The sequence below is a fragment of the Cohnella sp. GCM10012308 genome (genome assembly GCF_042649185.1).
Lineage (GTDB): Bacteria > Bacillota > Bacilli > Paenibacillales > Paenibacillaceae > Cohnella.
Map to the genome: position 1 here is coordinate 1 of NZ_JBHRYU010000062.1, position 22,407 is coordinate 22,407.

Genomic DNA, 22,407 nt, shown 5'->3' on the forward strand with positions numbered 1-22,407 from the left:
TCACGGAGTACGGGGGTAATAGATACCATGAGTTCTCCTTTCTTGGTGGTTCGCACACTTCCACCTTAGGAGAACTCTTCCTTTTTGTAAAGCTACCTACCATGTCAAGTTCTTTGCAAAGCTATTGCCTATTCCGCCAAAATAAGACGCTGCCACATCGTTATTCCTGGCTGTACCGCCGATTCCGTCAAAATAAGACGCTGCCACATCGTTATTCTTCGTGAACCCGCCGAAACCCCCGCTGCCTCTCCAAATGAGACTAAATGGCTTCATTTCATCTTCTATTGCGTGTCCGTGAGCGGCAGGAATAGCGAGAATGCGAGGTAATGGGAATAGTGAGATAGTGGGAATAGCGAGAATAGCGTGGTAGTGGAATAGCGGGAGCGGCGGGAGAAGCGGGGCTATGGCCGTAAATCCGGCTAACGCGGTGCCCAAGCGCCAGCTCCTATCCCATCTCGACCCACAGCAGCGTCCATACGCTTAGCGCGGGCACCTCCACCTCCAGCGTCACTCCTCGCAAACTGTCCGTCAATCGGTACGCAAGCTGCTGCGGCCGGCCGAGCCGGTCGTCCGGCGAGGCGGCGAACACGCCGACAGGCTCGCGCTCGAGCAGCATGCGCACGGCGATGCCGGAGACCGCGACGGGTGATGCCTTACCCTCGTTCCAATAATCCTCCGACTGGCCGGACAGGTTGACGAAGCTGACCGTCTTGAACCGCTCGCTCTCCCGGATGACCGTCCATACTTTGCCGGCCTCTCCGTAGGTACTGTAGTTAAGGCCGTCGAACACGTACTCCAAGTTATCGCCGTCGGCATGCGTCATGGAGACGTCGCGGAGCGAAGCGTCGTACAGCAGGTTCGCGTAGCGGATCTGGAAGTCGCAGTATTTCCTGAGCGCCGCCGCGAAGTCGGCTCCCGCCGGACTGTAATCCGCATAGTAGGCCTGCGTCAGCAGCGACTGCGACTCTCCGGCCAACAGATGATAGGCGCCATGCGCGGCGATGATCGACGTCAACAGCAGCCCGCCCCAATAAGCGCGCGCCGGATCGGCCTCCGTGCGGAACGGCGCCAGATATGCGGCCAGAATGACCGGCTTGCCGCCGCCCGCCAGCTGAGCCTCCCGGATGATCTGCCGGATGTGATGATAGCGTTCATAGGGCTTCCACACCTCGACGTAGACCGCCTCCTGGTTCGCCGCCGCGACTGCTCCGACGGGCCAATTGCCGACATTGTTGAAAATGAGTCCGATGTCGGGCGACACCTTCGACAACGCCGCCTTCGTATCGTCGATGAGCTGCGGGAAATGTTCTTCCAGCCGTACGATGCGAGATTCGCCGTCAAGCCGGGAGTTTCCCGTCTTCGGGAATCCGTACGTGTCCATATGGATGCCGTCGAACCCGACCTCTTCCACCGCGCGCCGGTATTGATCGATGATATGGCCGTGCCAGGGGCTGGAGGCTTCAATGTTCATAATCGTAAAAATACCGATAAAGTCGTAAGGCTTTCCGTCGCTTTGATAGAGCGCCCACTCCGGGTGCCGGGCCGCGAACGGCTTGCTCGCCGCGTAAACCGCGCCGTAGGCAAAAGCCTTCATCCCATATTCGTGGCACAGCGCCGTCTTTTCCCGCACGACGTCCAGACAAAGCTCGCGTCCCATCAGATCGGTATAGGCATTGTTTTCCGGGACCAGCTCGTCGTGCTTGTACATCCAGTCGTAAAATTGAACGAGATTGATATGCAGCTTGTTCAGCCACTTCACGTCCTCCGCGTCGCCGCGGTCGGCATCGGCGAAGTCGCTCAGAAAGCCGTAACGCGTCGATCTGCGCCAATCGTCGACGACATCGAACGCCGTGGAGGACGTATCCAGCAGCAAGCCTTGCTCATCGAGCAGATCGGCATCCACGCCAAAGCCGTCAAAAGCGGCTTCAATACCCGGCAGCTCAATCGTCAGCGTAAAAGGTGCGGCTTCGCCTAAGGCCTCGCCGTTCCTGTGAAATGTCAGATCCTCGTTCATTCTTAGCAGCACGCGGTCCAGCCGACCGACCGCGATCTCCAGCCGAGCGCCGGAAGCGGCCGGTTCCAGCTCGACGGCGATGCGCACGGGCTCGCCGCTTCGGAACTGGGCTTGCAGCGGATAAATATCTTTAATCATGTCTCGTGTCTCTCCCTTATGCGTCGGCGGCCCGGACGGGCCTTATCCCTTGACGGCGCCCGCCGAGATGCCTTTGACGAAATAGCGTTGGAAAATAAAGTAGACGGCGACGGCGGGCAGCATGCCGATCAGCGAAGCGGCGGCCATCTGCGTGTAGTCGGCGCCATAGGTCTGGACGAACCGCCCGATGGCGAGCGGCACCGTCTGCATGTCCTGGCTTTGCAGGAAGAAGACGGATTGGGCGTAGTTGTTCCACGCGCCGATCGCGTTCAGAATGACGAGGGTCGAGGTGATCGGCAGCAGCAGCGGAAACGAGATGCGCCAGAACGCCGTAAACGGCGTGCAGCCGTCGATGACGGCGGACTCCTCGATCTCCTTCGACAACGAGCGGATGAAGTTCGTATACAGAAAAACGGATTGGGGGATGAAGCCCGTCGCGATGAGCAGGATCAGCGCCCAGTGCGTATTGATGCCGCCGATCGACTTCATCAGCCCGTACAGCGGCACGGTGTTGATGATGCCCGGAATCATCATGCTGAACAGCAGCGCGGCGAAAAAGAGGCGGTTGTACCACGTACGGACGCGGGCGAACACATAACCGGCGCCCGCCGACGCGAACACGGACAGCAGCACGCTCCCGGCCATAAGGATGAGGGAGTTGAGCATGGCGTTGCCCAACTTCGACTGTGCCCACGCATGCCGCAGGTTGCTCCATTCTATCGTTCGGAGGAGCAGACGACTGTCCGACATCGTAACCGAAGCGGGCATGAGTGCCGTGTAGACGAGCATATAGAAGGGGACCAGCGAGACGAGGGCGACGATCGCCAGGATGACGTACAGGATGAATTTACGCATGGTGCCCTCCTATGACTCGTGATCGGCCCGGTTCATCAGCCACAACGCGACGGAGACGGGAACCAGAATGACGGCGAACATGATGACGGCGACGGCCGTCGCATAACCTGTGTGCCCGTTGAAGGAATTGCGCATGATGAAAATGCTCATCGACTCCGTCGCGTAGCCCGGGCCGCCGTCGGTCAGCGCGGAGATGACGTCGAAGACGGCAAGCGAGCCGATCAGATTGGTGATGACGTTGATGCGGATCGCGGGCAGCAGCAGCGGCAGCGTGATGTAACGCACGCTTTTCCAATAGCCGGCGCCGTCGATCCTGGCCGCCTCGTTCACCTCGGGCGAGATGCCCTGCAAGCCTGCCAGGTAGACGATCATCGCGTAGCCGACGAACTGCCACAGATTCACGCCGATGATGACGCGCAGCGCCTGATCGGGAGAGCCGAGCCAGTCCCGGTACCAGGATGACAAATGGAGCATGTCGAGCAATTGAAGCAGCGCGCCGTTTTCCGAGTTGAGCAGCAGCAGCCACACATAGCCCATGATGAGCGGGCTGATGATCGCGGGCATATAGACGAACGTGCGGACGAAGCCCTTGCCGGCGAGCTTGTTGTCGAGCAGCAGCGCGTACAGGAGCCCCGCCGCGCAGAGCAGCAGCGGGCTGATCAAGCCGAACGCGAGCGTGACGCGCAGCGCATGGATCGCCCTGTCGTCATGGAAGAAGTCGATGAAATTGCGAAGTCCGATATAACGATAACCGGGGGTCATGCCGTTCCAGTCGGTCAGGCTGATGCGGACGCCTTGGGCGAGCGGGACGACGAAGAAGAAGGAGAACAGGAGCATCGCCGGCACGGCCATGAACAAATGCAGCCGTTCGCTCGCGCCGCGAATGAGTCTGGTCATGCGAATTCACCTCGAATGCCGTCAGGCAGGCCGAACCGCGAACGGCGCCGGGCCTGCCTGACTGGTCGAATCTGACACCTTTATTGCGCTGGCGCGCTGTAGCCTTTATCCCAGTTCTCCTTAAACATCTTGGCGAAGTCGGCCGGCGTCTTGTAGGCGTCGACGAGCAGCTCCTGAACGGAGCGGCCGATGGCGTCCGAGTTGTAGCCGCTCGGCGTCCATGGCCAGCGCGAGGCGACAAATGCCGTCTGCGTGCTGGCTTCGATGTCCTTGCTAAGCACGGACCAGTCGGCGGAGGCGTCCTTGTAGACGCTCGGCGAGTTGCGCAGCAGGGAATAAGATTTCTGCACGTCCGGACTCATCAGAAACTCGACGAATTGCAGCGCGGCTTCCTTGCCCGGCGATTGCGCGGCTACCGAGATCGCGCCGTCCGGACTGCCGATCATATACGGCTTGTCGTCCGCGAGCAGTCCGGGGATCGGCCAGAATCCGAGCTTCGCGTCCGGATTTTTCTTCAGGATGTCGCCGAGCGCCCACATGCCCTGGATGACGAACGCGGCTTTGCCGTTCGCGATGGCGTCGAGTTGATTGTCGTAGGACGCGGACGCGCCGTTCTTGTTGACGAGACCGGTCTTTTTCATGTCCATGATCGCCTTGGCGAACGTCTCGACGACGCCTCCGGTTTGATCCAGGCCCAGCTTCGCGGCGTCGTTGGCGATCAAGGCCTTGTTCGCTTCCTCGATGCCCAGCTTCTGCTGGATGCTGCCGAGCGGCAAATATTGCGCGAGCTGCCCGAGCGTCCACGAATCCTTGCCGCCCAGGTACAGCGGGGTCACGCCGCTCTTCTTGTCCTTCACCGACTGGAGCGCCGCGGTGAATTCCGTCCATGTCTTGGGCTGCTGGATGCCCAGCTCCGCAACGATGTCTTTGTTGTAGTAGAGGCCCGTATACGAGACCGTCATCGGCAGGTAGAACTGCTTGTCGGCCCGCTGCGTATCCGCCACGCTTTGTTTGATCGAAGGGTTGGTCAGCCGGTCCCAGACGGCGGTATCCCCGGCGAAGTCGTAGAACAGGTCCTGGTCGTAAAACTCCTGCGGGACCTGCGCCAATGCCACGATATCCGGTGCGTCTCCGGAGGCGATCTTGACCTTGAGCACGTCCGAAGCGCTCTTCTGGAATTCTTGCTCGATCGTAATGTTGCCGTGCTGGGCGTGGAACGCATTGATCTGTTCGTTCAGCCAATCTACCGCCTCGACCGTTCCGTTCAGCAGCGTGAGCTTGACGTCCTTCGCTTGCTCGGACGGCGATGCGCTCGCGCTTGGTTCGGCGGAGGATGCCGACGAGCTGCCGCTTGGCGAAGCCGAAGCCGGCGAAGCATTGCCGCCGTTGTCGTCGTTGCCGCCGCAGCCGGCAAGCAGCCCCGCCGTCATGACCGCGACGCCTGCGCCTGACCACCATTTCTTGTTCATACGCCATTCACCCCTATAGTCGATTAAAAGCATAAGCGGCTCCGTGGAAGCGCCGAATGTCTGGCGGCCGGATGAACCGCCGCTCTCGCTGCCCGGTATGCCGGTGCCATGGATTAAGCATAGACCGGCTTCGTTTTTTGCGATATTCCGTTTTTTTCGTCTGGAGGATCGATTTTTTCCGGAGGCGCCTGCGGAGCTCGCCGCTTTGCTATAATGCATTTACCGGCGAACCGGGAAGGAGCCCGACGACACGATGTATACCGTATTGATCGTTGACGACGAAGCCGTCCAGCGGGAATATTTGCGCCGGCTGATCCCGGCCCTCGATTCCCGCTTTACCGTGGCAGGGGAGGCGGCCGACGGCGAGGAGGCGCTCGCCTGGCTGGCGGCGCATGCGGCGGACGTGCTCGTGACCGACATCAGGATGCCCGTGATGGACGGTCTCGCCTTATGCAGAATCGCCTATGAGCAGTATCCGCATATGCGCAGGGTCATCCTCTCGGGCCACGAGGAATTTGAATACGTGCGCGAAGCGCTTGTCTATAAGGCAGAGCAATACTTGCTGAAGCCGCCGGGCCGAGAGGCGGTGCGTTTGTTGTTCGCAGGGCTGGCGGATGATCTGGAGCGCGAGCGCGGGGACGCGCGGGCGCTGCGCGGGCTTCAGTCGCTGTCCGAAGAGGGGCGCATGCAGGTCGGGCGCAGGCTGCTTCAGGCCCTGATCGCAGGCGCGGAGGCGGAGATCGGCACGCTCTTTCCGCTGGCCTATCGGATGAAAATTCCATTGTTCGAGGGCGAAGGCATGCTCCTGCTGCTCGCCATCGACGAGAGCTCGATGCGCGAACAGGGCGCAGCGCCCCATGAGCGGTCTTTGTTCGATTACATCCTCAATCAGGTTACGACGGAGCTGGCGCAGTCGACGGCGCTTGCGTGGACGCTGTTCGACGGCCGCGAGCGGACGGCCGTCCTGCTGTCGGGCACCGATCCGCACGCGCTGTCGGCCGGGGCGGAAGCGCTCTACGGCAAAATACGGCAGGCGATGCGGGGCACGGCAGGCTTGACCTTGACCGGCGGCGCCAGCTCCTTGATCGAGGACGTTCAGCAGCTGGATGCCGCGTATGCGGAAGCGCATGCGGCGGTCTGCCGCAAATACAGGGAAGGCGGCGATACGCTGTATGCGTCCGGCACCGGCGCGGCAGCGGCTGCCGGCGCGTTCGATACGCTCGTGCAGGCGGCAGCGGCCGAGCTGACGGATCCGTACGGCGAACGACGCGGCGCCTACGGCCGGCAGGCGTTCGATGCGCTGCTGCCGGACGGCCTCGCGCTCGATGCCGCATGCGCCTACGGTCTCGTCGCCGCGCTGATCGGCGAGCTGCAGCGGCTCGCCGGCGGCAAGCGCCGCGCCGGGCAGTGGGCTGCGGCTTGGCAGGCGCTGGATCGCGCCATTCCGGCCGGCAGTCCCGCCGCATGGCCTGCTGCGACATTGGCTGACGCATGCCGGGCGGCGCTGGCGCCGCTGACGGCAGCCGGCGCCGATCCGGAGCCGCGCCCCGCCTTCGAGGCCGCAGAACGGCAGCTCGCCCTGAACATACGCGCCTACATCGACGAGAATTATGCGGAGCCCATCTCGCTGGCCTTGCTGTCGGATAAGTTCCGGGCGTCGCAGCAGCATATCAGCACCATTTTCCACAAGCACGCCGGCACGCCCTATATCAGGTACATGACGCGCGTCCGCATGGATAACGCGGCTCGCCTGTTGTCCGCTCATCCGGACATGAAGATCTTCGAGGTCGCCGAGCGGACGGGTTACGCCAACGTCAAACACTTCAGCTACGTGTTCAAAAAGCACTTCGGCGTCACGCCCGGCGAGTACGGGGCAAGGGAATAGAGAGGAGGAGGGGCGGCGCATGCGCGAGGAAGTGCGGAAATCGGGGAGAACCGGCGGGTGGGCGGGGCGCCTTCGCGGGCGGCTCAAGCGGCAGAGCCTGAAGCTCAAGCTCGTCGGTACGACCATCTTGCTTTTTCTCGTTACCGTCTCGCTCGTCTCGTTCCTGTCGTACGACCGGTACACGCGCGATTTTCAACGGCAATCCAACGCAAGCACCCGGCAGACGCTCGATCAGCTGTCCCTCAACATCGACAACTACATCGACGACCTCTTCCGCCTCTCGCTGTCGCCCTATAATAACCTGCAGGTGCTGCAGCTGCTCGACGAGCCGCCGCCGGGCACCGATCTTGCCCGTCTGATGCGCGAACGGCAGATCGAGGATTTCCTGGGCCAGATGATCGTCACGCCGCGCCTCGACATCCTCCAGGTGTACATCATCACGGCCACGGACGTGTACATGAACGGCAGAGCTACCCTGGTAGAGCCGCTTGAACCGAATTTCCGCGACGAGGCCTGGTACCGCGACGCGCTGTCGACGCAGAAGGCGGCCTTCCTATCCGCGAACAAGACGATCAAGTCGAATCCGGGCGTCAAAGTATTCTCTATCGTCAAGCAGCTTCGCAGTCTGCGCGATACGACCAAGCCGCTGGCCGTCATCAAGGTGGACGCCAACTATTCGGGTATCGCGAACCTGGCCGACAGAGTCGATCTGGGCGATCGCGGCGGCCTGGTCATCGCCGATCGCGGCGGCAACGTGATCTATTCGAGCTTGCGCGGACCCGACGAAGCAAAGATGGTGTCCGCGGCACTGGCCAGCGGCGCCGGCCAGTTTCACTTGAAGGAAAACGGCGAGAAATATCTCGTCGCGACTTCGCCGATCGAACGCGCGGACTGGTTGGCGATCTCGGTCGGATCCGTCAAGGAAATGAACAAGAGCGCCGCGATTACCCGTAATTTCACGATTCTCATCGCCGCTTTCTGCTCGCTTTTCGCCTGCGTCGTGCTTTATTGGCTCGTGCGCGGCTTTCTGCGTCCGCTGATGCGGCTGGTCGGACTCATGAAGCAAGTCAAGCTGGGCCACCTTTCTCTGCGGTTCGCGGACGCAAGGACAGGGGACGAGATCGGCTATATCGGCGCTTCGTTCAATACGATGCTGGATCGCATCGAGGAGATGATGCAGGAGAACACGCGGCTGACCAAAGAGGTTTTCGAGACGCGCTACCTGCAGAAGGAGGCGCAGATCCATGCGCTTCTGAGCCAGATCAGGCCGCACTTCATCTACAACACGCTCCACACGATCGGCGCGCTGATCCAGATGGGGCGCACGGAACAGGCAACGGACAATCTGGAGAAGCTGAGCCTTATCCTGCGCGGCTTCGCCAGCACCGAACAGACGATTCCGCTCAGGCGGGAGCTCGAGCTGCTGGAAGCGTACCTCGGCATTCAACAAAGCCGGTTTGGCGACAGGCTGCGGACGATCGTCGAGGTGGACGGCTCGCTGCTGGATGCGGCGATTCCCGCCGTGCTGCTGCAGCCCATCGTGGAAAACGCCGTCGTCCACAGCTGCGAGGCGAGACGCGAGCCGACGACGATCCGCGTAGCCGCGCTCGCGGAAGAAGGCGTACTGACGCTGGCCGTCAGCGACGACGGCGTCGGCATCGGGGACGCCAAGCTCGCCGAGCTGCGCGGACGTCTTGCGGACGGCGGCGCGCTCCAGCTGGAGGCGGCGGGCGGCTGGGAGCTGCGGCGGGGCATCGGGCTCGTCAATGTTCACAATCGGCTCCGCATGAGGTGCGGCGAGCCGTACGGATTAACTGTCGACAGCAATCCCGGAGAAGGCACGACGGTTCGCGCGACGCTGCCTCTGCTTGAGACGTTTCGTCCTAAAGCATGAGTCGGCAAGCTGACGAACTCGCAAAAAACAGCTGACGCGCGAACATTGTCGGCCGGACCGTCTGATTCTATGATATTGCTGAAATGGCGGGAAAGGAGATGAAGCGCAAGCAGCCGGAAGGCGACTGCATGATTTGTAAGCGCCTTCAATCATACGGATTTCATTTACTGAGGAGGCTTGAATGATGAAAAGAATGACCAAACCGACGGCCGTCGCCCTGTCGCTTGCCCTGCTCGTGCCCGTCGCATCCGTCGCGGGCAAGGCGGAGGTGGCGAACGCAGACCCGATCGTGGCCGACAGCACCTGGCGGGCGATCGATACGACGATGGCCGTGGCGCCCGGCAGCGCCCTGGACTTGTCGTTTCTGAACGACGCTCCGGCAGGGGACAAGGGCTTCGTTCAGATCGACGCCGACGGCGATTACGTGTTCGAGGACGAACCGACGAAAAAGGTGAAGTTCTACGGCGGCAACCTGAACGGCAGCTACGGCACCGATCCGACGCACGCGGAGATGGTCGTGATCGCCGACCGGCTCGCCGCCATGGGCTACAACGTCGTACGGTATTCCTCCTTGGACCAGAATTATGACTGGGCCAGAGGGCTGATGGCGAAGCCTACCTCCACGACGGTGACGCTGAACGCGGCCAAGCTCGACAATTTCGAGTATTTCAACGCCTTGCTCAAGGCGCGCGGCATTTATCTCGACATGGACATTTTGGCGTATGCCGATTTCTCGGGCGTCTCGACGCTGAACACGTACGGCACGACCGCGTCCAAGTATTTGGCGACGCTCATGCCGGACGGGATCGCCATCTGGAAGTCCTTCGCGAGCCAGCTCCTGTCGCACGTGAATCCGTATACCGGCCTTGCGCTGAAGGACGATCCCCAACTGATGGGCCTTTCGCCGGTCAACGAATCGCTGCTCTACAACGCCAGCTTTTCCGACGCCAATTTTAACAACTGGATCAAGACGGACTTCAACGCGTATCTGACCGGCAAAGGGCTGCCGACGGTGTCGACGTTCCCGACGAGCTTCTGGGGGGCGCCGTCCGGCGTCCGGGACCTCATGACCGCGTACTTTACGGAGAAGCAGTTCGCGGCCAACGGCGACATGAAGTCGTACTTGAAGAATGTTGTAGGCATCCAGGCGCCGATCGGCGGCATCAACTACATTAACGATTCGCTGGCCAACTATTGGCGGACGCAGGCGGACGTTCAGGAGACGCATCTGTACAACGGGCTGGTCAACGGCAGAGGCGTCTTTAGCTACAACCCGCTTACGCATCCGCGCTATAGCACCGTGTTCGATCCTGCGACGGCGGCGAGCTACGTCCCGCAGTACGGTTCGTCCATTATCAAAAATTACATTCCCGCCCTTGCGCTCGGCCAGCTCTACCGCAAGCCCTTCGCGCTGACGGAGTTCAACCAGGAGTTCCCGACAGACGGGCGAGACGAGCTCGGCTTGATCTCGTCCGCGACCGGGGCTTACAACGGCTGGGATATGATGAACCGCTTCGACTTCAGCAGCCGGGTGAACGAGGCGGTCAACGAGACGCCGCTCGGCGGCGCCATCTCCTTCGATTCCGTCTCGGATACGCTGGCGACGATGTCCGAGTATCAGAGTGCGCTGCTGTTCCGCCGGGGACACGTCGCGGAGAGCGAGCCGAAATTCCTCATCGTCCGGGATAAAAATTGGGTGGCGACGCACGGCTCCGCGACCGAAAACCAGGATCAGGAGCGCAATCGCATGATGATTCCGCATCTGTTCAAGACGGTGACGGTATATGCGGACCATCCGGCCGCGCCTTACGCGATCTATAAGATCACGCCAGACTTGACGCCGGCCGATATCGAGGCAGGGGATATCCCGAGCGCCAACGAAATTACGATCACGAACGCGATGACGATGAAGGAGGTCGCGGAGACATTCATCGACGCGCTCGACGACGCGGGGCTCAAGGCGTCCATGCAGGATGCTCTGGACGACAACCTGCTGGTCTCGGATACGGGCGAGCTCGTGTTCGACCTGAATACGAATACGTACCTGATCAACACGCCGTACGCGGCGGCGGCCGTCGGCACGTTGGACGGCAGCGGCTACGAGCTCGGCGCCGTCACGCTGCGCGGCGACCTGGCGCACGGCACGGTGTCCGCTTTGTCGCTCGACGACGAGCCGCTCGACGAGAGCGGCCGGATCCTGCTCACCTATACGACCGACGCCGCCGGGACCGGCGAATACGAAGAGACATCCGGCGGCATTACGACGTACCACCAGGGCACGCTGCCGACGCTCGTGAAGTACGGCCTGGGCGAGTTCAAGCTCGATACGACGCGCGCGCCGTCGGCGTACAAAGCCTACAAGCTCGCGCAGAACGGCGTGCGGCTGGCGGAGGTGCCGGTCGCGGTGTCCGGCACGACGATCACGGTACCGCTGGAAACCGACAAAGGCTACGCGTTCGAGCTGGTGTACGATCCCGTCACAGGCACGGATCTGACCGCGCCGACGGCGCCCTCCGGCGTCGCCGCGGTGTCCGACACGGCCGCCAAGGTGGATCTGTCGTGGACCAAATCCACGGACAACGTCGGCGTGTCCGGCTACAAGGTCTATCGCGACGGTACGCAGATCGCCTCGCTTAACGGCAACGTCACGCATTATACCGATAAGAGCGTTACGGGGCTTACGACGTATCACTATGTCGTGAAGGCGTTCGATCCGTCGGGCAACGTCTCTGCGGGAAGCGGCCCGACAGCCGTCACGACGAGCGATCTGCTGTTCAAGGAGCAGTTCGAGAGCGGCACGGCGACCGGCTGGACGGTGGCCAGCTCCTGGGGCAACTTCAGCGTCGTCGCAAACGGAGGCTCGTACGTCTATCTGGCCGATAACTTCGACAAAGGCGGCTCCAAGTCTACGGCGGGCGACACGGCCTGGACCAATTACAGCGTGGAGGCCAAGATCAAAGCCGACCAGTGGCAGAGCATCTACGGCAGAATCGGACTTGTAGCGCGTTTTGCGGACAAAGACAATTACTATTACGTCTACTACGACAACAATCTGGGACAGCTGACGCTCCGCAAGGTCGTAGGCGGCACGGAGAGCATCGTCGCTTCAGCCTCGTTGACGCTGAGCACGGGCACGCAGCATCTGTTCAAGCTCGAAGTGAACGGGAGCGCGATCAAGGCCTACGTCAACGGAACGCTCAAGATCAACACGACGGATTCGTCCCTCGCAAGCGGGAAGATTGGCGTGTACACGCATGTCGCCCAGGCGTATTTCGACGATGTCGTCGTGAAGCAGGTGATCTGAGCTGTAAGTATCTAATAATCCCAACCTTACAAAATCGCAAAAACGACAGACAAGGCAGCATTGGCGTTCGAGGACCTGCGCTTTAACATAAAGGTCAAGCGATCGAACCGCCGGACGGCTCCCGAAGCGCCGCCCGGCGGTTCCATTGAAACCTTGGAGGTGCACCCTGCATGCAGACTTCGCAAGCGGAGACGCCGGCGCCGGCGGACAAAAAGAGCAAAGCCAAACGTCCCATCATCGACTGCGACATCCACCAGATTTCGGGATTGGAAGAGATCAAGCCGTATTTGCCGCGGCATTACCGGGAGCTGGTCGAGTCTTACGGACCGGCCTACCCGGGAGGCATGCATTTTAACGGCGGAGTCGGCGGACGGATGGCCGACGCCTATCCGGAGGAAGGCGGCCGCGCCGGCAGCGATCTGGCGCTCATGCAGCGGCAGCATCTGGACCGCTACAACGTCGCGTACGGCATTCTGACCGGAGAAGGCTACGGCATTCAGGCGACGATCAACTACGATTACGCGGCTGCGACCTGCAGCGCGATTAACGATTATACGATCGAGCATTGGCTGTCGCAGGACAGCCGGCTGCGGGGCTCGGTCATGATCCCGAAGCAGGAGCCGCGGCTCGCCGCGAAGGAGATCGACCGCGTCGGCGGCCGATCCGATATGGTGCAGGTCATCGTCTGCAACGGCGCGACGCTGCCGTACGGCAACCGGTATTACGATCCGATCTACGAAGCGTGCGTGCGCCACAACCTGCCGTTTACGATTCACGTCGGCCTGGAGGGAGAGGGCATCAACAGCCCGCCGACGGGCGCCGGATACGTGACGAACTACATCGAGACGCGCTGCGCGCGGCCGTCGACGATGGCGGCGCATCTGGCCAGCTTTATTTTCGAAGGCGTGTTCGAGCGCTTCCCCACGCTTAAGGTCGTGCTGCAGGAAGCGGGCGTCCTCTGGCTCGCGCCGCTCTTGTGGAAGATGGATCAGGAGTGGAAAGGGCTGCGCGTGCAGACGCCGTGGGTCCGCAAGCGGCCGAGCGAATACTTCCGCGAGCATGTCCGCGTCACGACGCAGCCGATCGACGAGACGCCAAGCCGGGCCCTGTTCGACTCCCTGCTGGACAGCATCCATGCCGACGAAACGCTGATGTACTGCAGCGATTACCCGCACTGGGACTACGATTCGCCCAAGCAGGCGCTGCCCAAGCTGGCCGACGCGCTGGCTGACCGTGTCTACTACGACAACGCCGCCGAGCTATACGATCTGCCGCCGAGAGAGAAGGAGGCGGAAGGATGAGCGCGGCGGAGCGGCAGCGTCCCGACGTGCGGCAGCCGGATTCGGCCGAGCCGAGACGGCCGGCCGGTTCGTCAGACAAGCGGTTCCGCGCGGCGCGCGTGTCGGAGATCCCGCCCGGCTCGCGCAAGATCGTGGAGGTGGAAGGGCGCAGCATCGGCGTTTACAATATCCGGGGCGCATTTCACGCGCTGCGCAACGTTTGTCCCCACCAGGGAGCGGAGCTGTGCAAGGGACTCGTAACGGCGGCCGTCGTGTCTTCGGGACCGGGCGATTTCCGCTTCGAGCGGGAAGGCGAGATCGTGCGCTGTCCGTGGCATCAGTGGGAGTTCGACATCAAGACGGGCTGCATGATCGTCGACGGGAAAATGAGAACCAAAGCTTACGAGGTGACCGTCGAGAAGTTCGGCGTATCGGTCGACGATGACTACGTGATGATTCATCTATAGCGGCATGAAGACATAAGAAACCTCTCCGGGCGATGAGGTTTTTTATGCTGAAGGCCGATTGACAGCGTTTGGAAAGCGCTTGCTATAATAGGGGGGATTATGCGGAAAGGGGATGCGTCATGCAGGAGGACGCCATCGAGTGGTTCGAATCGCAGTTGTTCATCCCCGACGCCTTGGCCTGCAAAGGGGGCATCTGGCCGCTTCGCATCGGCAGAAACGTGGCCAAGCCGACTTATCGGACGGGCCTGAAGATCCTGGAATACTACAACGTGCACTTTATCACGGAAGGCAAGGTCGAGTTCGATCATGGCGGAGAGCGGGTCGTACTGTCCAAGGGCGATTGCTTCGGCATGTTCCCCGGAGATACGTACCGTTACAGCTTGGCGCGTGGACACCATGAGCTGCAGATGACATGGATCTCGATGGACGGCCCGCACGTCCCCGGGCTATTCGAGCGCGCGGGCCTCAGCCGGCAGAAGCCCTTCCTGACTGGCGTGCTGGGCAAAGAGCTCGAATCCGCGCTGCGGCTGCTTTTCCATCCACGAAAATACGATTTGAAACGGCATCTCGAGCTGTGCGCCATTTTGTACCAGGTATTCGCGCTCCTCGTTCCGCAAGGCGAGGCCGACCGGGCGCGCCAGGGCATCGACAGCTGGATCGCCCGCAGCGTCGCTTATATGGATACCCACTATACGGAGAAAATCTCCGTTCACGACGTGGCGGATTACCTGTCCCTGCACCGCGCCTATTTCTCCAAGCTGTTCACGGAGCGGATGGGGATCTCCCCCATCCACTATTTGCAGAAGCTGCGCATGGACAAGGCGGCCGACCTGCTGCACGGAGGCTACGCCATCGTAGAGATCGCCGCCATGCTGGGCTATTCCGACGCTTATGCGTTTACGCACGCGTTCAGCAAATTTTACGGCATGCCGCCAGGCCATTGGCGAAAGGCCAGACGCGACGAGGCGGGTACGGCCGGGACGGAGGCGACGGATTGAAAAAGACGCAAGGACTGCAGTTCAAGCTGTCGCTCACCTTTATCCTCATCCTGATCCCGCTCGTCGTCGTCAGTCTGTTCGCGAACAACTACTCGCAGCGGATCATGAACGAGCAGATTCGCGAGCGCACGAAGGGCGCCCTGCAGACGACCCTTGCCTACATGGAACAGATGGCGAGCAACATGGATCAGCAGACGCTGCTCATCAGCTCCAACCCCAGCATCGTCAACATCTGGCGGGACAAGCGGGACCCGTTCACCCCGGACAATCTGTACGACGTCCACACCGTGCAGCAGCAGTTGAATTCCCTGACTAACATCAACGGCTCGATCAAGGAGGCCTATATCCTGCACGGCGAGAGCGGCAACGGCGTCTCGACGACGCTCGGCGGCATCCGCTGGCCGCGGATCAAGGAGGAAGCCTGGTTCCGGCAGGCGGTGCGCGGCGTCGGCGCGCTCTTGATGTACGTCCCCGGATCGGGCGGCGGCAACGGCGATGGCAACGGGAATGGCAATGAAGATGGCGAAGGTGCCAACCGGTATCTCAAGGATGACAGCCTTTACTACATCCGGCTGCTCGACGTGCTGAGCGAATCGCCCGAGCCCAACGTGCTTATCTTCGCCGTCCGCAAGACGGCGCTGCAGGACATCATCCAGCATTTGCAGACGTCCGCGGACATGAACATCTCGCTGTTCTACGGCGACAGGCGGATTCTCGAGACGAACGCCGGGGCGGAGCGCGTCCGCGGACAGGAGCTGTTCACGATCCGCGAGTCCGGCGGCGCGTGGTCCATTCAGCTGGAGCAGCCGAAAGCGGAGATCTTCAAGCAATCGCACCGGCTGCAGCTGTTCACGTACCTGACGATTATCCTCAGCATCCTGCTCGCCATGTGGATCGCCTGGCTCGTCTATATCCAGATTTTACGGCCGCTCTATCAGCTGTCCGGCGCGTTCAAGGTGGTCAAAAACGGCAATCTGACGCATCAGATCAAGCACGTCCGTCGCGACGAGCTCGGCCATGTCATGGACGGATTCAATCAGATGGCGGCCGCCCAGCGGATCATGATCGAGGAAAATTACGAGAAGGAGCTGCGCATCGCCAAGTCGGAGTTTAATCTGCTGCAGTCCCAGATCAATCCGCACTTTTTGTACAATACGCTCGACTCGATCTACTCCGTCGCCGTCAAGCACGGCATGCGAGAGATCAGCGACATGGTGCTGAACCTGGCCAAATTTTTCAGGGTCAGCCTCGGCAAGGGCAGGCAGGACTTCACGCTCGCGGAGACGGCGGAGCATCTGATGTATTACATTCGCGTCCAGCAGATGCGCACGGCGCACTTCACCGCGGACATCGAGCTGGCGGAGGAGACGAAGGACATGCCGATGCTGAAGCTGCTGCTGCAGCCGATCGTGGAAAATGCCATTATACACGGGATCGAGAAGGATGCGATGGACTGCGAGCTGCGAATCCGGTCCGGAATGGACGAGCGGGGCCTGATCGTCGAGGTGGAGGATACCGGGGCTGGTATGCCGCCGGCGAGGCTGGAGGAAATTCGCCGGGAGCTGGGCACGATTACGAGCAAGCTGTACCGGCTGCCGCAGGACAGTCCGTCGAGCCGGTTTTTCGGGCTCAAGAACGTCAAGTCCCGGCTCAAGCTTTATTACGGCGAGTCGGCCGATCTGCTCGTGGAGAGCGAGGAATACGTCGGTACGAAGGTAACGTTGATCATTCCGATCCGGACGGAGGAACGCGCATGAATTTGCTGATCGTCGAGGACGAATACCGCGTCCGGGAACGGATCGCGCTCGGCATCCCGTGGGAGGCGCACGGCATCGAGGTGGCGGGCGCTGTAGAGAACGGCAGAGAAGCGATCGGCGCGATGCGCGAGGCGCATATCGATATCGTTATTACGGACATCCACATGCCCGACATCAATGGACTGGAGCTGGCCAAGCTGCTGAAGCGCGATCATGCGCACGCGAAGGTCATCATTTTGACGGGCTACGATCAGTTCGAATACGCCCGCGAGAGCATCGACCAGGGCGTGTTCAAATACTTGGTGAAGCCGGCGGAGAACGAGCTGATCCTGGACACCGTGCTCAAGGCCAAGCAGCTGCGCGAGCAGGAGCTGTACGACCACCACAACCTGTCGCAGCTCGAGCTCAGATGGAGGGAGCATTTGCCCCGCTTGAAGGAGCTTTTCTACAAAAACTGGCTGAACGGCCGTTATTCCGCGTGGGAGCTTGCCAAGCGCAGCGAGGAGATCGGCTTATCCCTGCAAGGAAAAACGCTGTTGTCCGCCGTGGTGGACATGGATCCGACCGTGGGCAACGACGCCAGGTTCCCGTCGGACGAGCGCGCCTTGCTGCAGTTCGCGCTGTTTAATATCGCTAAGGATGTGCTGGCGGAAGCGGATGCCGGCGATGCCGGGTTCGAAGCGATCGTCCTGCAGGACGAAGACGGCTTGACGGCGGTCATTTTTGCCGCTTCGCCCGCGGCCGACGGAGAGGCGCTTCGCCTGTTGGCGGATCAGCAGCTTGGAAGGCTGCTCGGCACGGTCAAGGACTGTCTGAAGCTGACGGCGAGTGTGGGTATCGGCGCCGAGGTGACCGATCCCGCATTGCTGCCGGTCGCGTACAAGCAGTGCCGCATGGCGCTGCAGGAGCGGATCGTGCTCGGCCGCGAGACGATCATCCGCTACCGGCACGACGTACCGGCCGACGCGTCCTGGCTCAACATGAACGACGTGGAAAAGGAGATCGAGATCGCGATCGATACCGGCAGCGAGAGCAAGCGGTCGGAGCTGATCGCGGCGCTTATGGAGAGAGGCTTTTCGCCGGGCCGCCAGCTCGCGGATGCCAAGGAAATGCTGCTGCGGATCACGGCGCTGCTCACCCGGATCGTCCATGCGCACGGCTGGAGCCTGCGGGAGACGCTGGGCGCCGACTACGAGGACTTCATGAACTTTAACCAATTGCTGACGAAGGAGCAGCTGATGACCTGGCTGGAGCGGATGATGGCGCGCATCGGCCGTTCCGTCGCGGAGCGGCGCCGATCCGGCACGCATGTCACCGTAGGCGAGATCATGGCCTACGTCGAGGCGCATCTGGGCGAGGAAGAGCTCAGCCTCTATACCGTCGCGGCCAAGCTGTACATCAATTATTCGTACGCTAGCCGGATCATCAAGGAAGTGACGGGCAGCTCCTTCTCGGAGAGCGTGCTCCGCCTGCGGATGGAGCAGGCGAAGGCGCTGCTTGCGGGAGGCGCGAAGGTATACGAGGCGGCGGAGCAAGTCGGCTATAAGCACGTTAATTATTTCTCCAAGAGCTTCCAGAAGTATTGGGGCGTCAAGCCGAGCGACATGCAAGCTTGACGGTCCAAGGCAGCGACACAGACAATGGAGCTCTAAGGCAGCGGCAATCTAAGGCGGCATTCGACGAACCCGGTCGGATGCCGTTTTTCGCGAACAACCGCAAATATGTTGCGTTTAAAGTAAAACCATTCGTCTACTGCCGCGAACGGGCCCGCGCTATAGTTGATGCAGGGACCCAAACGGCTGACGAAGGAGACGAACATGGCGAAAACGAATACGGGACTGCCGCGTCCCGACTTGGCGGCGACGGGCGGTCCGCTGAGGGCGATTCGCAAGCACTGGGATTTGTACTTGATGGCGCTGCCCGCGATCGCGTTGATCGTGATTTTCAAATATTTTCCGATGTACGGCGTCATTATCGCATTCAAGGATTACAACCCGATGCAAGGGATGCTGGACAGCGAGTGGGTCGGATTCCGGTTTTTCCGCGAGCTGTTCCTGTTCGACGAGTTCCCCCAGGTGGTGCGGAACACGGTGGCGATCAGCTTGATGAAGCTGGCGTTCGGCTTCCCGGTGCCGATTATTCTGGCGCTGCTGCTTAACGAGATGAAATATATCCGGCTCAAGCGGACGATCCAGACGATGACGTATTTGCCCCACTTCATCTCATGGGTCATTATCGGCGGCATCGCGATCGACCTGCTGTCCCCGAGCAGCGGGATGGTTAACAAAGCCATCGAGCTGCTGGGCTTCAAGCCGATTTTTTTCCTCACCGAGGAAGGCTGGTTCCGCTGGATCCTGATCGCGTCGGACATCTGGAAGGAAGCGGGCTGGGGCGCGATCATCTTCCTGGCCGCGCTCATCGGGATCAACGAGGAGCTCTATCAGGCCGCTACCGTGGACGGGGCGAACCGATGGCGGCAGATCTGGCACATCTCGGTGCCGGGGCTTCGCGCGACGATCATCGTGATCCTGCTGCTGCGGATCGGCAATATTTTGGACGCCGGCTTCGAGCAGGTGCTGGTCATGTACAATCCGACCGTCTACGACGTATCCGACATTATCGACACGTACGTGTTCCGCGTCGGGCTCGGCACCATGCAATTCAGCCTGACGGCGGCCGCGGGGCTGTTCAAGTCGATCATCGGCTGCATCCTGCTGGTGCTTGCCAACACGCTGGCGAGACGGATGGGCGAAGAGGGGGTGTACTGACCGTGCAAACGCAAAAGCTTGGCATCAAGGGCATTCGGGGCGATTCGGTTTTTCAGATCCTGAACGCGGCGGTTTTAACGTTGATCTCGGTTTCCATGCTCCTGCCGTTCATTCACATCGCGGCAAAGTCGCTGAGCGATCAATCCTACGTCGTCGCGAAGGACGTGTGGCTGTGGCCGAAGGGGCTGAATTTCTCCTCGTACGACTTCGTGCTCTCGTACAAGCAGTTTTACGTGTCGTTCGGCAACTCGCTGTTCATCACTGTCGTCGGCACGTTGATCAGCATGGCGGTCACGCTGCTTGCGGCGTACCCGCTCGCCAGAAACGGTTTGCCGTACAGACGTTTTCTGATGCTAATCTTCGTCATCACGATGTTTTTCAGCGGCGGCCTCATTCCGACCTACCTGATCGTGAAGGACGTCGGCCTGCTGAACAGCTTGTGGTCGGTCATTCTACCGGGCGCGCTGGCGCCATTCAACCTGATTCTAATCCGCAATTTTTTCAGCGGGCTGCCGGAAGCGATGGAGGAGTCGGCGCGCATGGACGGCGCCTCCAGCCTGCGGATTCTGGCTCAAATCTACGTGCCGCTGTCCATGCCGGCCATCGCGACGATCTCGATGTTCTACGCCGTCGGCTACTGGAACAGCTTCTTTCAGGCGATGATGTATCTCACCGACAGGAGCCTCATGCCGCTGCAAGTGTTCCTGCTGCAGCTGGTATCGAACGACAAGCCGGCCGACATGGTCGTCAACGACGTACTGGGCGGCGTGACGCCGGAGTCGATGCGGTCGGCCGCCATCATCTGCGTCGTCCTGCCGATTCTGTGCGTGTATCCGTTCATCCAGCGTTACTTTGTCAAAGGAATTATGCTCGGCGCGGTGAAAGGGTAGAGAAGCTTCCTTTCCCGGCCTGCATAGAGCAGTCGCAAGTGTAGACATTCCATTTAACGGGAGGCTCTCGCAAGCATGTCGAACACAAAAAGAAGAACGAAAAGAACGGCCGTCGGCATCGGCGTCATGGCATTTATGCTGCTCGCGGCAGGATGCGGCGGCAACGATAATGGCAACAAGAACGCGGACAAGACGGAAGGCCAGTCTACTGCCGCGTCAACGGCGAGCGACAAGGGAGACGCCAAAAGCACGGAGGAAGCGAAGGCGCTCAAGGACCTGAAGATCACCCGCCTCTATCACGGGGCGATGGAGACGTTCAAGGGCTCCGACACGATCAACAGCAACCGGCTGATCGACAAGCTGCGCGAGGAATCCGGCTTCAACATCCAATACGAAGCGCTCCCGCTCGAGAATCCGTCCCAGAAAATCTCGATCATCTTCGCTTCCGGCGACGTGCCCGATATCATGACGATCGCCGGCAAATCCGACTACTTCAAGCTGGCCAAGCAGGGCGCGCTCGAACCGCTCGACGATCTGATCGCCAAGGAGATGCCCAATGTCTCCAACATGGCCGGTGAGGAAGCGCTGAACGCCGTCAAGTTCGACGGCAAGATCTACGCGATCCCGTACCGGCAGGCGCAGAAGGTCGGCAACGGATTGCTGGCGCGAACGGACGTCCTGAAGGAACTGGGCCTCAAGGAGCCGGGGACGCTCGACGAATTCTACGAGACGATGAAGACGATCAAGGAGAAGAAAAACATCGCGCCGCTGTCGATCGCGACGTCCAATCCGGGCTACTTCTTCGACGGCTTCACGCCGTTCGCCGCGGCCTTCGGCGTCGCTACGCCGACGAAGATCAAGGACGGCAAGCTGGTGTTCTCGTGGGTGCAGCCGGAGTACAAGGAATTTTTGGAGACGATGAAAAAATGGTACGACGAAGGCCTGCTCGACCAGGAATTCGCGATCAAGAAGGGCACGCAGGATACGCTTATCAACGGCACCGCGGTCTTTACCCCGATGTACTGGGGGAGCGTCCCCGAGATCGACAATGCGCTCAAGGACAAGAACGAGGGCGGCACCGTGGGCTTCATCGCGCCGCCGGTCGGCAAGAACGGGGAGTCCGGCCTGCAGGACAGCTCGATTTCCACGACCTACATCATTATTCCTAAGCAGGCTAAAAACAAGCTGGGCGCCGCGCAATATTTGAACTTCCTGTACACGCCGGAGACCGACGAGCTCGTCAATTACGGCATCGAAGGCACCGACTACAACAAAAAGGACGGCGTCATCACCCAAACGCCGGAGCAAAGCGCCAACATCCCGTGGCGTTCGATCTACCCGCTCGGCGACACGGACGCCGGGTTCGCGGCGCGGCTGAAGGCCAAGGGACTGCTGCCTTACTACGAGCCGCTGCTTCAATACAAGAAGCTGCGCGAGGAAACGAACTACGCGCCTTCCGTCGAAGCGTACGACGCCAAGTTCACGGAGCTGCGCAACTACATGGAGGAGAACTCCATGAAGTTCATCATGGGCAAGCGCAGCTTGTCGGAGTTCGACAGCTACGTGAAGGACTTCAACGCCAAGGGCGGGCAGGACGCGATCGACGCGATGAACGCGTGGTTCGCGAGCAAGTAAATACAAAGAACGAAGCAAGCAAGCGCCGCGGGGCTGTCCCAAAAGCCCTTTGAAGTTGAAGCAAAAAGCTGAAATGAAGCCGAAATAGCCAAACGGGACGAAGCAGGGGAGTTTCCTGCTTCGTCCCGTTTGCGTTTTTGGTCGATGGCGACTTTT

15 protein-coding genes are annotated in these 22,407 nt (G+C 60.7%); 11 read left to right on the forward strand and 4 right to left on the reverse strand.

The window, feature by feature from the left end; genetic code table 11:
* Window positions 1-445: 445 nt before the first annotated feature.
* The 4 genes from ACFOTD_RS33815 to ACFOTD_RS33830 all read right to left on the reverse strand — a co-directional run bounded on the left by ACFOTD_RS33815 (window position 446) and on the right by ACFOTD_RS33830 (window position 5,373).
* On the reverse strand, window positions 446-2,152 hold the full coding sequence (locus tag ACFOTD_RS33815) for a glycoside hydrolase family 66 protein (protein WP_378124396.1): 1,707 nt from the start codon (window positions 2,150-2,152) through the stop codon (window positions 446-448).
* Between the two features lie 42 nt (window positions 2,153-2,194).
* Window positions 2,195-3,007: a carbohydrate ABC transporter permease gene (locus tag ACFOTD_RS33820; protein ID WP_378124397.1), complete on the reverse strand. Its 813-nt coding sequence runs from the start codon at window positions 3,005-3,007 to the stop codon at window positions 2,195-2,197.
* Window positions 3,008-3,016: 9 nt separating this feature from the next.
* A complete protein-coding gene (locus ACFOTD_RS33825; protein ID WP_378124398.1) occupies window positions 3,017-3,904 on the reverse strand; it encodes a carbohydrate ABC transporter permease in 888 nt (295 codons plus the stop codon).
* Window positions 3,905-3,984: 80 nt separating this feature from the next.
* Window positions 3,985-5,373 carry an ABC transporter substrate-binding protein gene (locus ACFOTD_RS33830; protein ID WP_378124399.1) on the reverse strand — a complete coding sequence of 463 codons (1,389 nt, stop codon included), beginning with the start codon at window positions 5,371-5,373 and terminating at the stop codon, window positions 3,985-3,987.
* Window positions 5,374-5,626: 253 nt separating this feature from the next.
* Between ACFOTD_RS33830 and ACFOTD_RS33835 the strand changes: the two genes are divergently transcribed.
* The 11 genes from ACFOTD_RS33835 to ACFOTD_RS33885 all read left to right on the forward strand — a co-directional run bounded on the left by ACFOTD_RS33835 (window position 5,627) and on the right by ACFOTD_RS33885 (window position 22,251).
* On the forward strand, window positions 5,627-7,258 hold the full coding sequence (locus ACFOTD_RS33835; RefSeq protein ID WP_378124400.1) for a response regulator transcription factor: 1,632 nt from the start codon (window positions 5,627-5,629) through the stop codon (window positions 7,256-7,258).
* A gap of 19 nt (window positions 7,259-7,277) precedes the next feature.
* Complete coding sequence (locus ACFOTD_RS33840; RefSeq protein WP_378124401.1) at window positions 7,278-9,152, forward strand: sensor histidine kinase; 1,875 nt, start codon at window positions 7,278-7,280, stop codon at window positions 9,150-9,152.
* Window positions 9,153-9,333: 181 nt separating this feature from the next.
* Window positions 9,334-12,456: a hypothetical protein gene (locus ACFOTD_RS33845; protein WP_378124402.1), complete on the forward strand. Its 3,123-nt coding sequence runs from the start codon at window positions 9,334-9,336 to the stop codon at window positions 12,454-12,456.
* A gap of 170 nt (window positions 12,457-12,626) precedes the next feature.
* Window positions 12,627-13,757 carry an amidohydrolase family protein gene (locus tag ACFOTD_RS33850; protein ID WP_378124403.1) on the forward strand — a complete coding sequence of 377 codons (1,131 nt, stop codon included), beginning with the start codon at window positions 12,627-12,629 and terminating at the stop codon, window positions 13,755-13,757.
* Complete coding sequence (locus ACFOTD_RS33855; RefSeq protein ID WP_378124404.1) at window positions 13,754-14,203, forward strand: Rieske (2Fe-2S) protein; 450 nt, start codon at window positions 13,754-13,756, stop codon at window positions 14,201-14,203. Before ACFOTD_RS33850 ends, ACFOTD_RS33855 begins: the two co-directional genes overlap by 4 nt.
* Before the next feature lie 119 nt (window positions 14,204-14,322).
* Window positions 14,323-15,201 carry a helix-turn-helix domain-containing protein gene (locus tag ACFOTD_RS33860; RefSeq protein ID WP_378124405.1) on the forward strand — a complete coding sequence of 293 codons (879 nt, stop codon included), beginning with the start codon at window positions 14,323-14,325 and terminating at the stop codon, window positions 15,199-15,201.
* The gene (locus ACFOTD_RS33865) at window positions 15,198-16,958 is read left to right on the forward strand and encodes a sensor histidine kinase (protein WP_378124406.1); all 1,761 of its coding nucleotides are present in this window, start codon (window positions 15,198-15,200) and stop codon (window positions 16,956-16,958) included. Before ACFOTD_RS33860 ends, ACFOTD_RS33865 begins: the two co-directional genes overlap by 4 nt.
* Window positions 16,955-18,574, forward strand: a complete 1,620-nt coding sequence (locus ACFOTD_RS33870) for a response regulator (RefSeq protein WP_378124407.1) — start codon at window positions 16,955-16,957, stop codon at window positions 18,572-18,574. Before ACFOTD_RS33865 ends, ACFOTD_RS33870 begins: the two co-directional genes overlap by 4 nt.
* A gap of 201 nt (window positions 18,575-18,775) precedes the next feature.
* On the forward strand, window positions 18,776-19,726 hold the full coding sequence (locus tag ACFOTD_RS33875; RefSeq protein WP_378124408.1) for an ABC transporter permease: 951 nt from the start codon (window positions 18,776-18,778) through the stop codon (window positions 19,724-19,726).
* 2 nt (window positions 19,727-19,728) lie between these two features.
* Window positions 19,729-20,616: a carbohydrate ABC transporter permease gene (locus ACFOTD_RS33880; RefSeq protein ID WP_378124409.1), complete on the forward strand. Its 888-nt coding sequence runs from the start codon at window positions 19,729-19,731 to the stop codon at window positions 20,614-20,616.
* A 75-nt stretch (window positions 20,617-20,691) separates the two neighbouring features.
* The gene (locus ACFOTD_RS33885; protein ID WP_378124410.1) at window positions 20,692-22,251 is read left to right on the forward strand and encodes an extracellular solute-binding protein; all 1,560 of its coding nucleotides are present in this window, start codon (window positions 20,692-20,694) and stop codon (window positions 22,249-22,251) included.
* Window positions 22,252-22,407 lie beyond the last annotated feature (156 nt).